The following is a 12,952-nucleotide window of genomic DNA, read 5'->3' as shown; positions in this document are numbered from 1 at the left end:
GCGACATGCGGCTCAATCCGCATCTGCACGTGGTCTTCCTCGACGGGGCTTATCACGAAGACGGCACCGAGCTCGTGTGGAACGAACTCGGTCACCTGCGAACGGGCGAGGTCGGTCAGGTCCTAGAGCACGCCGTCGGGCGGATGCTCCATTACCTCCGGCGGCACGGGCATCTCGACATCGAGCACGACGTCGAGGAGGACGACGAGCCCGAGGCAGCGCTCTGTGCCTCCGCCGTCTCGGGACGAGAGCCGCGCCATACGTCGTCGCCCCGCAACGGCTCCGCGGGCTCTCGCCGTCTTCTCCGAGCGCGCTCGCGTACGACAAGCCGCTGTGCGCTGCGCTCGACGGCTTCACCTTGCACGCAGCGACGCGCGCCGGTGCGCACCATGCCGCGGCGAGGGAGGCGCTGCTGCGTTACGTGCTGCGACCCCCGATCGCAAAGGAGCGCGTCGAGCCGCAGCAGGACGGCCTGGTGCGGCTCTCGCTCAAGCGCGCCTTCGCTGACGGGACTGTCGCGGTGGACATGGATCCGCTCTCGCTCCTGTGCCGCCTCGCGGCCAGCGTCCCGCCGCCGCGCTTTCACACCGTCAAGTACGCTGGCGTGCTCGCCTCGGCAAGTCGCCCACGTTGGCGCGCAAGCGCATCGGACCGCGCCCTGCGAAGCCAGAAGAGCCTACCACTACTGTGTCAGCGCGGCGCGGACACGAACCAATGCGCGCTGCGGCGTAACGGCGGGCGGTGGCACGCAGGGCAACGAGGCAGCCACGCGATCAAGGCGCGAGCGATCGCGCGGCGAACGGTCGCGAGCGAGTCGGCGAAGTGACGCTCAGGCCGCGAAGCGGAGCGGGTGGGCGTGACCTTCGGCGTCTGCCGAGGGAAAAAAAAGACCGATCACGCTCGGCCACGATGAAGGCGTAACAGCACAGGACGACGGAAACATGGTGGTGCGAGCCTCGGAATCGCCGCCCTTCGAAGTGATCGAGCCCCAGCTCGCCCTTCATCTCTTCGTAGGCCTGCTCAGTTCGGTAGCGCTCCTTGTACTGGCGTACGATCTGCTTCTTGGGCATCTTGGTACCCAGCGTCGTGACCGCGAACTTCGAGGGATCGCTTTCGCCGAACGGCCACTCGATGAGCAGCCACAGCGGTTCGTGCTCCTCGACCGGGATGCCATCGTCAATCGTCATTGGCGAGCCGAACGCGGCGCAAGGCGAACCGCGACGCGAGCTTCTTGCCCGTACCTTCGCGCCATGTGATCCGACGAAACGCCTTTTTGCCAAGCTTGCGCGCGAGCTCGTCGGCTGTCATGGGCGTCTTGTTCCAGCGCCCGCCAGGACCGAGGGCGACGACCATCGTCGTCCAGTCCACACCGACGGGGTAGTCGAAGCCGAGCAGGCGCACGGTGTCGCGAAACTTTGCCGAGCGACCGTAGACGGCGTCCGCAAGCACGAGCTGACCCGGCACGTTGTCGGCCGCAGCGCGCTCGATCGCGTCGAGTGCCAGATCCACCTTGCTCTTGAACTGAATGCCGTCAGGGATCTGCGCTTCGCGCCGGCGACTTGGATCGTTGGCACACTCCCAACGCGGCGATCGGCTCAACGCTCTTGCGTTCCAGATCGCTGAGAAGCCCCAGCGTGTAGCTCGCAAACGCCTCTCGGCGCTTGGGATGACCGAGGACCGTGCCAATGCCGTCGATCACCACCTGATTACGAGTGCTCCCGACGCCTCGTTCGCGGCGGGCTCCGTCGCGGTGTGCGAGCCCGGCGCGGTCGTCGCGGGCCACGCGGGCCACGCGGGCCACGACTGCCGGCCGGGAGCGATCGCCTCATGACGCAGCGCCGCGACCACATGCCCCTCCACGCCGAAAAAAGCCGTACGTCCCGCTTGACCTTCATTCCGCGGTTGTGTGTAATCGGCTGCGCTGCGAATAGCCTTGAATTGTGGACCGTCACCCTGCCACGGCGTCGATGGACTCGCCCATCGAAGCGTGAGTACCAGCGTGATGCAGCATGGTATCCGTGCCGACCGCGCCCCTGAAACGTCGGGGGCGCGCCCGTGTCACCGGCTGCCGCCCTGGAGCTCACTCCGGTGCTCCTGGGACGGTTCTGAACGAGATGCGTGACGCCCTCGCGTCGCTGCTCGGGCTCGCACACGGCGGCTGATGTTCTGCCCCTGAAGAGACTCCTGCCACCACATACGACATGACCTATCACGACTTCAGCTCCGAGGACGCCAGCATTCACCGCTCGTTCGAGCTCCAGGCCGGGCGCACGCCCGGCGTCGTGGCCGCATCCTTCGGCCCTGACCGGCTCACCTATCAGGAGCTGAATCGCCGCGCGAACCAGCTCGCGCACCACCTGAGGAGCCTGGGCGTCGGCCGCGACGTCCTCGTCGCGCTCTGCGCCGAGCGCTCCCTGGAGGCGCTCATCGGGCTGCTCGCGGCGCTCAAGGCCGGCGGCGCCTATGTCCCTGTCGACCCCGCGTACCCGCGGGAGCGGGTCGCCTTCATGCTCGAGGACGCCGGGGCGCCCGTCCTGCTCACCCAGGCGCGGCTGCTCCCGTCGCTGCCGCGCCACGGGGCGCGCGTGGTCCTCCTGGACGGCGATCGCGATCTGACCGCGGGCTTCAGCGGCGAGGACCCGCCGGACACCACGGGCCCCGACGACCTCGCCTACGTCATCTACACGTCGGGCTCGACCGGCAGGCCCAAGGGCACGCTGCTGACGCACCGCGGCCTCACCAACCTCACCCGCGCGCTGGCCGAGCGATTCGACGTGGCGCCGGGCTGCCGCGTGCTCCAGTTCGCGTCCCTCAGCTTCGATGCGTCGGTCTGGGAGATCGCGATGACGCTCGCCCGGGGAGGCACCCTGGTGATGGGGGCGCAGGCCGAGATGATCCCCGGGCCCGCGCTGCTCGATCGGATGCGCGCGGAGGAGGTGTCGATCGCGACCTTCCCCCCCTCCGCGCTCGCCGCCTTCCCCGAGGGCGCGGAGCGCTCGCTGCCCGCGCTCCGGACCCTCATCGTCGCCGGCGAGACCTGCCCGGCCGACCTCGCCGCGCGCTGGGCGCAGGGGCGCAGGTTCATCAACGCCTACGGTCCCACCGAGTTCACCGTGTGCGCCACGATGGCGGACGGGCTCGACCCGGTTCGGGACCCCGGCGAGCCCCTCTCCATCGGCCGGCCGATCAGGAACGCGCGCTGCTACGTGCTCGACCATGCCATGCGCCCGGTCCCGGACGGCGAGGCCGGCGAGCTCTACCTCGGTGGACCCGGGCTGGCCCGGAGCTACCTGGGACGGCCCGAGCTCACGGCGGCGCGGTTCGTCCCCGATCCGTTCAGCTCCACCCCGGAGGCCCGGCTCTACCGCACGGGGGACGTGGTGCGCCGCCTGCCCGACGGCGATCTCGCCTTCCTCGGGCGCGTCGACCAGCAGGTGAAGATCCGCGGCCACCGCATCGAGCTCGGCGAGGTCGAGGCCGCGCTTGGGCGCCACCCCGCCGTCCGCGCGGCGGTGGCCGTCGCCAGCGAGGGCCGCCTCGTCGCCTACGTCGTCGCGCGCCCGGACGCGCCGGACGCGCCCCCGGCCGCCCCCCGGGCCGTCGTGCCCGCGCTGCGCAGCTTCCTCCGCGAGAGCCTCCCCGAGGTCATGATCCCGTCGACGTTCGTGCTGCTCGACGCGCTGCCGCTCGGCCCCAGCGGGAAGGTGGACCGCGCGGCCCTGCCGCCGCCGGACGCCGCCCGGCCCGATCGCGGCGACGGCGAGCCCCTCGCGCCGCGCAACCAGATCGAGGCGGCGATCGCCGCGGCGTGGGCCGAGGCGCTCGGGATCGAGCACCTCGGCGTCCACGACGACGTCTTCGACCTCGGGGCGCACTCGCTGCTCGCCGCGCGGGTGCTGTCGCGGCTGCGCCGCGCGCTCGGCGTCGAGCTCTCCCTGCAGAGCCTGTGCGACGCCCCCACGGTCGCCGCGCTGGCCGAGCTCGTGGAGTCGCTCCCCCGGCCGAAGCAGCGCCCGGCCGCCGCGGCCATCCGGCCTGCGCCGCGCGACCGCCCCATCCCCCTCTCGCACGGGCAGCGGCAGATCTGGCTCCACGCCTCGCTCCACCCGGGCGCGCTGTTCTACAACGAGCCGTTCTCCCTGCGCCTCCGCGGGCCCCTCGACGTCCCGGCCCTGGGGCGCGCCCTCGACGAGCTCCTCAGGCGCCACGAGATCCTGAGGAGCGTCGTCGCGGTCGTCGGCGGCGAGCCCGTGCAGCAGATCCTGCCCCCGGCGCCGCTCGATCTGCCGGTCGTCGAGCTGACCGCGCTGCCGGCCGAGGCGCGGTGGGGGCGCGCCGTCGCGCTCGCCACAGACGAGGCCCGGCGCCCGTTCGATCTCGCCCGCGGCCCGCTGCTCCGGGCCACGCTGGTCCGGCTCGACGAGGCCGACCACGTGCTGTTCGTGGTGGTGCACCACATCCTGATGGATGGAGTCTCCATCTTCGACGCGCTCCCGAGGGAGCTCCACGCGCTCTACCAGGCGTTCGCCGCGGGCAGGCCGTCGCCGCTGCCCGAGCGCGCGATCCACTACGCCGATTACGCGGTCTGGCAGCGGGAGCAGCAGCTGAGCGGCGCCCTCCAGCCGCAGCTCGATTACTGGAGGCGACAGCTCGCCGACCTGCCCACCCTGGAGCTGCCGACCGACAGGCCGCGCCCGGCCGCCCCGAGCCTCGCGGGGGCCCGCCACTGCGTCGCCCTGTCGCGGGAGCTCACGCTCCGGCTGAAGGCGCTGGCCAGGGAGCAGGGCGTCACGCTCTTCGTGGTCCTGCTCTCGGCCTTCAAGGCGATGCTCTACCGGTACGCGCGGCAGGACGAGGTCGTCGTGGGCACGTCCGCGTCGTGCCGCCACCCGCCGGAGACCGAGGACCTCCTCGGCTTCTTCCTGAACACGCTCGTGCTGCGCACCGACCTGCGCGGCGACCCGACGTTCCGGCAGCTGCTCGGGCGCGTGCGAGCGGTGAGCCAGGCCGCGCTCTCGCACCAGGACGTGCCGTTCGCCAGCGTCGTGCAGGCGCTCCAGCCGAAGCGGGTCCCCGGCCAGAACCCGCTGTTCCAGGTCGCCTTCGTGCTGGAGCCGCCCGTGCCGGCGCTCGATCCGGGCTGGACCCTGAGCCAGCTCGACGTGGACACGGGCGCGTCCAAGTTCGACCTGATGCTGGAGCTCGACGAGCGCGAGGACGGCATCATCGGGCGCATCGAGTACAGCACCGCGCTGTTCGACGCCCGCACCATCGAGCGGATGGCGGGCCACTACGAGGCCCTGCTCGAGGGCGCGTCGCGCGACGTCGATCTGCGCCTCTCGGCGCTGCCGCTGCTCACGCCCGAGGAGCGGAGCGCGCTCCGCGCGTGGGGCACCGCCCCGGCCGGCCCCGGGTCGGACGCGTGCATTCACCGCCTCTTCGAGGCCCAGGTCGAGCGCTCTCCCGAGGCCGTCGCGGTCGTCTTCGACGACGGCGCGGGCAACGTCACGTCGCTCACCTACCGGGAGCTGAACCGGCGGGCCAACCAGCTCGCGCACACCCTGCTCGGCCTCCGCGCGCCGGGGGCGCCGGGGCCCGGGGCCGCGCCCGGCCCCGACGAGGGGGCCCTCGCGCGCACCGACGAGGGCGCCCTCGCGCCCGAAGACCGCGTGGCCGTGTGCATGTACCGGTCGATCGAGATGATCGTCGCGCTCCTCGGCGTGCTGAAGGCGGGCCTCGCCTTCGTGCCCCTGGATCCGACCTACCCCACCGAGCGCCTCGCGTTCATGCTGGAGCAGGCCCGGGTCCGCGTGATGCTCACCCAGGTGCGCGTCGGCGCGGTGCTGCCGGGGTGCCGCGCGCGCGTCCTCTGCCTGGACGCGGATCCCGAGGAGATCGGCCGGGCGCGCGACGACAACCCGACGGAGCTGGCGACGCCGGACCAACTCGCCTATGTCATGTACACGTCGGGCTCCACCGGCCGGCCCAAGGGCGTGGCCGTGCCGCACCGGGGCGTGGCCCGGCTCGTCAAGGGCACGACGTACGCGCGCTTCGCGCCGGACGAGGTCTTCCTGCAGCTCGCGTCGATCTCCTTCGACACGTCGCAGTTCGAGATCTGGGGCGCGCTCCTCAACGGCGGCCGGCTGGTCGTCATGCCCCCCGCGCCCGCGTCGCTCGACGACCTGGATCGCGTGATCCGGCAGCACGGGGTGACCACGGTGTGGCTCACCGCCGGCGTCTTCCACCTCCTCGTGGACGATCGGATCACGGCGCTGCGCGGCCTGCGCCAGATCGTGGCCGGGGGGGACGTCCTGTCCCCGCAGCACGTCAACCGGGTCCTCGCCGAGCTCCCGGGGTGCCGGATGATCAACGGCTACGGGCCCACGGAGGCCGCGACGTTCGCCTGCTGCGCCGCGGTGGAGCGCCCGGTCGGCCACACGGTGCCCATCGGAAGCCCGATCCCCGGCACGAGGGTGCACGTGCTCGACCGGGATCTCAACGAGGTCCCGGTCGGCGTCCCCGGGGAGCTCTGCATCGGCGGAGAGGGCCTCGCGCGCGGCTACCTCGATCTGCCGGAGCTCACCGCGGAGCGGTTCATCCACGATCCCATCGGCGGCGAGCCGGGAGGGCGGCTGTACCGGACCGGCGATCGCGTCCGCCTGATGCCGGACGGGCAGCTCGAGTTCCTCGGCCGCATGGATCAGCAGGTCAAGGTCCGCGGTTACCGGATCGAGCTCGGCGAGATCGAGGTGGTCCTCGGCGAGCACCCGGCCGTGCGCGAGGTGGTCGTGGTGGCGCAGCCGGCGCGCTCGGGCGACCGGCGCCTCGTGGCGTACGTCGTCCCGCACGGCGGCAGGGCCGCGGCGCCGCCCGCGCAAGCCGGGGCCCGCGCGCGCCCGTTCATGGCGGATCCGACCGGCGGGCTCGAGCGTGCGATCCGCGATCACGCGCAGCGGCGGCTGCCCGACTACATGCACCCCTCGGCCATCGTGCTGCTCGACGCGCTGCCCCTCACGGGCAACGGCAAGGTGGACCGCCGCGCCCTGCCGGCCCCCGTCGAGCTCCGCCCCGAGAGCGCGCCCATGGTGGCGCCGCGGAGCTCGCTCGAGGAGCGGCTCACCGCGATATGGCAGGACGTCCTCGGCATCGAGCGCGTGAGCGTGCAGGACAACTTCTTCGATCTGGGCGGCCACTCGCTGCTCCTGATGCGCCTCCACGAGCGCGTCCGGGAGTCGTTCGGCAGCGATCTCTCCATCGTCGATGTGTTCGCGCGCCCGACGGTCACCGATCTCGCCGCGTTCCTCGCGAGCGGCAGCGGCGGCGGGAGCGACCTCTCGGAGGCCAACGCCCGGGCGCTGAAACAGCGAGAGATCCTGAAACGAAAGAAGCAGGCAGCCAAGAGCAGACAGAATGGATCCGCTTGATCAACCCGTCCCGGAGGACCAAATCGCGATCATCGGGATGGCCGGCCGCTTCCCGGGCGCGAGGAGCGTCGACGCTTTCTGGCAGAACCTGCGCGATGGGGTCGAGTCGATCGCGGCGCTCTCGGATCAGGATCTCGCCGCGGCGGGCGTGCCCCCGGAGGTGGCCTCGGACCCGAGCTACGTCCGCGCGCGGGCCGTGCTCGACGAGGTGGAGTGGTTCGACGCGGCCTTCTTCGGGATGACCCCGCGAGAGGCCGAGATCCTGGATCCGCAGCACCGCTTCTTCCTGGAGTGCGCGTGGGAGGCGCTCGAGCACGCCGGGTACAACCCCGAGGCGTTCAAGGGGACCATCGGCGTCTACGCGGGCGCGAGCGGCCACGACACGTACTTCCTGAGCAACCTTTACCCGAACCACGAGCTCAGGAAGGCGATGGACTATCAAGTCTACGTCGCCAACGACAAGGACTTCCTGCCCACGCGGACCTCGTACAAGCTGAACCTCCGCGGGCCGAGCGTCGCGGTCCAGACCGCCTGTTCCACCTCGCTCGTGGCCGTCCACATGGCCTGCCAGGCGCTGCTCACCTACCAGTGCGACATGGCGCTGGCCGGCGGCGTGGCCATCAACGTCCCCACGCGGTCGGGTTACCTGTACCGGCACGGCATGATCCTCTCGCCCGACGGGCGCTGCCGCGCGTTCGACGCCGAGGCGCAGGGGACGGTGGTCGGCAACGGCGCGGGCGTCATCGTGCTGCGCCGGCTCGAGGACGCCCTCGACAGCGGCGATCACATCGAGGCGGTGATCCGGGGCTCGGCCGTCAACAACGACGGCTCGGGCAAGATCGGGTTCACCGCGCCGGGCGTGGAGGGGCAGGCGCAGGTCATCGCGCAGGCCCTGGCGATGGCGAACACCGATCCCGAGACGATCAGCTACGTGGAGGCCCACGGCACCGGCACGCGCCTCGGGGATCCCATCGAGGTCGCGGCGCTCACCCGGGCGTTCCGCGCCCGGTCCCGCGGCCAGCGCAAGGGCTGGTGCGCGCTCGGCTCGGTCAAGCCGAACGTCGGGCACCTCGACGTCGCCGCCGGCATCACCGGCGTGATCAAGGTCGTGCAGGCGCTCCGCCACCGGCAGATCCCGGCCAGCCTGCACTTCAAGACGCCGAACCCGGAGATCGACTTCGCGAACAGCCCGTTCTACGTCAACGCGGCGCTCGCGGACTGGGAGCCCGGCGACGGGCCCCGCCGCGCCGGCGTGAGCTCGTTCGGCATCGGCGGCACCAACGCCCACGCCATCCTCGAGGAGGCGCCCCACGCGGCGGCGGCGCCCGGCGGGCGGTCCTGGCAGCTCCTCCTGCTCTCCGCCCGCACGAGGACCGCGCTCGACACGATCACCGAGAACCTCGTCGGGTACCTCAAGGCGCACCCGGACGTCAGCCTGCCGGACGTCGCGTTCACGCTCCAGGTCGGCCGCAAGACGTTCCCGCACCGGCGCATGCTCGTCTGCAACGACGCAGACGAGGCGGTGAGCCTGCTGTCGACGCTCGGGGAGCGGCGGGTCCTCGCGCACGTCGAGGAGGCCATCGATCGCCCGGTCGTCCTCATGTTCCCGGGGCAGGGCACGCAGTACGCCGGCATGGCGCGGGAGCTGTACGAGCGGGAGCCCACGTTCTGCGCCGGCGTCGATCTCTGCGCGGCCATGCTCCAGCCCGAGCTCGGGTTCGATCTCCGCGAGGTGATCTACCCGCCCCCGGGGCGGGAGGCGGCGGCCGCGGAGCTGCTCAAGCAGACGCGCTTCGCCCAGCCCGCGCTCTTTGTGATCGAGTACGCGCTCGCCACGCTCTGGATGGAGTGGGGCATCCGGCCCGCGGCGATGATCGGCCACAGCCTCGGCGAGTACGTCGCGGCCTGCCTCGCGGGCGTCTTCTCGCTGGAGGACGCGCTGAAGATCGTCGCCCGGCGGGGCAAGCTGATGCAGGAGATGCCGCCGGGCGCGATGCTCGCGGTCCCGCTGCCCGAGGCCGAGGTGCAGCCGCTGCTCGACGAGGGGGGCGGCGCGCTCTCGCTCGCGGCCGTCAACGGGCCGGCCGCCTGCGTCGTGGCCGGGCCCGAGGACGCCGTCGAGGCGCTCTCCGACCGGCTCTTCGCCGAGCGCGAGCTGGAGTGCACGCGCCTCCAGACGTCGCACGCGTTCCACTCCCGGATGATGGAGCCGATGCTCGCGTCGTTCACCGCGATCGTGGCCCGCGCGCGCCCGAGCGCCCCGAAGATCCCGATCGCGTCGAACGTCACCGGCACCTGGCTGTCCGCGGCCGACGCGCAGGACCCCGGGTACTGGGCGAGGCACGTGCGCGAGCCGGTGCGCTTCATGGCGGGGCTCGGCGAGGTGCTCGCCGATCCGACGCGCGCCCTGCTCGAGGTCGGCCCGGGCCGGGTGCTCGCGACCCTGGCCAAGCAGCACCCCGCGCGGGGCGCCCGCCGGGTGATGCTCTCGTCGATCCGGCACGTCCACCACCGCCAGTCCGACATCGGGTTCCTGCTGGAGACGCTGGGCCAGCTCTGGCTCTCCGGCGTCCGCGTCGACTGGTCGGGCTTCTACACCCACGAGCCCCGCCGGCGCGTGCCCCTGCCGACCTACCCGTTCGAGCGGAAGCGGTACTGGATCGACCCGCCCTCGAGCGCCGCGCGCCGGCCGGCGCGCAGCGCGCCGGAGCCGGCCGGCCTGATCCACCTCCTGGCCTGGAAGCGCTCGGTGCTGTCGGGGTCGATGAAGGCGTCGGCCCGGCCGGCCAGGGCGCAGTGCTGCGTCGTCTTCGCCGACAGCTACGGGCTGGGCGCCCGGATGGAGATGCGGCTCCGCCGGGACGGCTACAAGGTCATCACCGTGCGGCCGGGCGAGGGCTTCGCCGAGACGGGCGAGGGCGAGTTCACCGTCGCCCCCGCGAGCCGCGCGGACCACGCGTCCCTCTTCGGCGCGCTGCGCGCGGCGGGCGTGTCCCCCTCGCGCATCATGTTCCTGTGGGGCGTGACCAAGCCCGCGCGCGCGCCGCTCGACGCCGGCCGCCTCGCGGAGGCCCAGCGGCTCGGGTTTGCCAGCCTCGTCGCGCTGGCCCAGGGGATCGGCGACGCGGGGATTCGCGACGAGGTGCGGCTCGGCGTCGTGACGAGCCACATGCAGAAGGTGACCGACGCGGCCGTGCTCTGCCCCGAGAAGGCCACGCTGCTCGGCCCGTGCGAGGCCATCCCCAGGGCGTACCCGAACGTCTCGTGCATCAGCGTCGACATCGACCTGCCGGAGCCGCGGACGCTGCAGGAGGCGAGGCTCATCGACCAGCTCCTCGCCGAGGTCACGCTGGAGCAGACCGAGCCCGTCATCGCCTACCGGAACGGGGAGCGCTGGGTCCGGATCTTCGAGCCCGCGCGCATGGACCGCGCCGAGGGCCTGCCGCCGCGCCTCCGGGAGGGCGGCGTCTACCTGATCGCCGGCGGGCTCGGGGCCGTCGGCTCCGCCCTCGCGGAGCACCTCGCGAAGGTCGCGCGCGCGAAGCTCGTGCTCGCGGGCCGGACGGCGCTCCCGCCCCGGGAGGCCTGGGACGGCCTCGCCGGCGCGGGCGCCTTCGACGCGCTACGCCGCAAGATCGGCGCGGTGCTCGAGATGGAGCGGCTGGGCGCCGAGGTGCTGCTCGTGACGGCCGACGTCACGCGGCTCGACGACATGCAGCGCGCGGTGGCCGAGGGGCTCCAGCGCTTCGGGCGGATCGACGGCGTGATCCACGCGGCGGGCGCCCGCCGCGCCGTGCCCCTCCAGCGCATGACGCGCGAGGAGGGCGAGGCGCTCCTCGCCCCGAAGCTCGACGGCGCGCTCGTCCTCGACGAGTCACTCCGGGGCCTCCGGCCCGATTTCGTCGCGCTGTGCGCCGCGCGGACCGCGGGCGCCCGCGGGGCGGGCCTCGCGGGCCAGTGCGCCGCGACCGCCTTCCTCGGCGCCTTCGCGCAGCGGCGGGCCGCCGGTGACGGCCCGCTCACGATCGCGATCGAGTGGGACCCGTGGCAGCGGCAGGACGCCTCGCGCGGCAAGGATCCCGAGCCCGCGGCCGACTCGAGCGAGGGCGGCGCGGCCGCCGCGGAGGAGGGGATCTCGCGCGACGAGGCGCTCGACGCCTGGATGCGCGTCCTCACGAGCCCCACGCCCCACGTCCTGGTCCTGAAGCGGGAAGCGCAGGCTAAGCAGCGCCCCTCGGCCAGCTCGATCGCGCCGCCCTCGCGGGACGTCGAGTCCGAGGGCATCCCGAGATCGGTCCACCCGCGGCCCGACCTCGGCACGGCCTACGTGGCGCCGCGCGATCCGCTGGAGCGCGCCGTCGCCGAGACGTGGGAGAAGCTGTTCGGCATCGAGCGGATCGGCGTCCACGACGACTTCTTCGCGCTCGGCGGCGACTCGCTGCTCGCCGTCCAGCTCATCTCCCGGCTGCGCAGCGTCGTGAACATGGATCTCCCCGGCCACAGCCTGCTCAACGCGCCGACCGTGGCGGCCCTGGCCGACCTCATCGCGCAGTCCGACTCGCCCTCATCCACCTCGCTGTCGAGGCGCTCTCCCGCGCGCCTCTTGCCCGCGTCGCTCGTGCGGATCAAGCCCGGCACCGGGCGGCCGCTCTTCCTGATGCACCCGGTCGGAGGGCACGTTTACTTCTACCACGATCTCGCCACCTGCCTGGACCCGGCGCAGCCCGTGTACGGGCTGCAGGCGCAGGGCATCGAAGGCAAGGCGCCGCCCTTGACCCGCGTCGAGGAGATGGCCGCGCGCTACCTCGAGGCGGTACGGCGGCACATCCAGCCGGAGGGCCCCTACGTGCTCGGCGGGTCGTCCTTCGGCGGGGTCGTCGCCTTCGAGATGGCGCACCAGCTCATCTCCGGGGGCGAGCGCGTCGCGCTTCTCATGATGATCGACACGCCCGCGCCCTCGGCGGTGTTCCCCGAGGATCTCGACACCCCCGAGCGCCTCGCCTACCTGATCAGCGGCGATGCGAGTCTCCCCGTCCCCGCGGAGGAGATCCGGCACCTCTCCCCGGACGAGCAGCTGCTCCACGTGCTCCAGCGCAAGAAGGGTGTCTCCCGGATGTTCCCGAAGCTGGCGCTCCAGGAGCTCGCCACGTTCCGCAAGATCGTCACCGCCAACCTGCAGGCGATGCTGCGCTACGTCCCCCGCCCCTACCCGGGTGACGTGCTCTTCTTCGAGGCGAGCGAGCGCGACGCCATGACCGTGAACAACCCGGCGCGGGGATGGCTCGATTTGATCCAGGGCCAGCTCACTGTCCACGAGGTCCCGGGCAATCACATCACCATGAATTTGCCGCCGAACGTGCAAGTCATGGCCGATCATCTGCGCGCGGCCCTCGAGGCGGCGGGACATCAGGGCTGATGTTGACGCCCGGCCGGCGGGCTCTTTACCATGGGTGTGGAGCGGCGACGGCGGCGCCCCCGCGCGGTCGCGCGGGCTCGAGTGCGGCCAGGGCGCGCGACGGAGGTGGAGA

6 protein-coding genes and 1 pseudogene are annotated in these 12,952 nt (G+C 72.6%); 4 read left to right on the top strand and 3 right to left on the bottom strand.

Features of this window, described 5'->3' with window-relative positions:
* Nucleotides 1–5: 5 nt before the first annotated feature.
* Nucleotides 6–161 (top strand): annotated as a pseudogene (locus tag NQZ70_RS53440) (hypothetical protein); the annotation flags it as partial.
* On the opposite strand, the gene NQZ70_RS26560 reads toward NQZ70_RS53440, so the two are convergent.
* A complete protein-coding gene (locus NQZ70_RS26560; RefSeq protein ID WP_237244081.1) occupies nucleotides 123–260 on the bottom strand; it encodes a hypothetical protein in 138 nt (45 codons plus the stop codon). The pseudogene NQZ70_RS53440 and the gene NQZ70_RS26560 overlap by 39 nt on opposite strands.
* Between NQZ70_RS26560 and NQZ70_RS53435 the strand changes: the two genes are divergently transcribed.
* Nucleotides 224–826 (top strand): transposase, encoded by a 603-nt coding sequence (locus tag NQZ70_RS53435; protein ID WP_408022439.1) that lies wholly within the window; start codon nucleotides 224–226, stop codon nucleotides 824–826. The genes NQZ70_RS26560 and NQZ70_RS53435 overlap by 37 nt on opposite strands.
* Here NQZ70_RS53435 and NQZ70_RS26555 read toward each other — a convergent pair.
* Together NQZ70_RS26555 and NQZ70_RS26550 are read right to left on the bottom strand one after the other, a co-directional pair.
* Nucleotides 774–1,187 (bottom strand): transposase, encoded by a 414-nt coding sequence (locus NQZ70_RS26555; RefSeq protein ID WP_129576704.1) that lies wholly within the window; start codon nucleotides 1,185–1,187, stop codon nucleotides 774–776. The genes NQZ70_RS53435 and NQZ70_RS26555 overlap by 53 nt on opposite strands.
* Complete coding sequence (locus NQZ70_RS26550; protein WP_165374180.1) at nucleotides 1,177–1,599, bottom strand: transposase; 423 nt, start codon at nucleotides 1,597–1,599, stop codon at nucleotides 1,177–1,179. Before NQZ70_RS26550 ends, NQZ70_RS26555 begins: the two co-directional genes overlap by 11 nt.
* A 602-nt stretch (nucleotides 1,600–2,201) precedes the next feature.
* Between NQZ70_RS26550 and NQZ70_RS26545 the strand changes: the two genes are divergently transcribed.
* Entirely contained in the window at nucleotides 2,202–7,424 is a 5,223-nt protein-coding gene (locus NQZ70_RS26545; protein WP_129576702.1) for a non-ribosomal peptide synthetase, read from the top strand.
* Complete coding sequence (locus tag NQZ70_RS26540; protein WP_020737863.1) at nucleotides 7,411–12,840, top strand: type I polyketide synthase; 5,430 nt, start codon at nucleotides 7,411–7,413, stop codon at nucleotides 12,838–12,840. Before NQZ70_RS26545 ends, NQZ70_RS26540 begins: the two co-directional genes overlap by 14 nt.
* Nucleotides 12,841–12,952 lie beyond the last annotated feature (112 nt).

This window comes from Sorangium sp. So ce836 (assembly GCF_028553905.1).
In the GTDB taxonomy this organism is placed as follows: domain Bacteria; phylum Myxococcota_A; class Polyangia; order Polyangiales; family Polyangiaceae; genus Sorangium; species Sorangium cellulosum_D.
The sequence above is the reverse complement of the archived record's forward strand: the minus strand, read 5'-3'. Positions and strand labels throughout refer to the sequence as shown.

What these genes read in the sequence shown, in the direction of transcription:
- NQZ70_RS26560 (WP_237244081.1), bottom strand. Translation starts at nt 260, where the DNA reads ATGGCGCGGCTCTCGTCCCGAGACGGCGGAGGCACAGAGCGCTGCCTC.
- NQZ70_RS26555 (WP_129576704.1), bottom strand. Translation starts at nt 1,187, where the DNA reads ATGACGATTGACGATGGCATCCCGGTCGAGGAGCACGAACCGCTGTGG.
- NQZ70_RS26545 (WP_129576702.1), top strand. Translation starts at nt 2,202, where the DNA reads ATGACCTATCACGACTTCAGCTCCGAGGACGCCAGCATTCACCGCTCG.
- NQZ70_RS26540 (WP_020737863.1), top strand. Translation starts at nt 7,411, where the DNA reads ATGGATCCGCTTGATCAACCCGTCCCGGAGGACCAAATCGCGATCATC.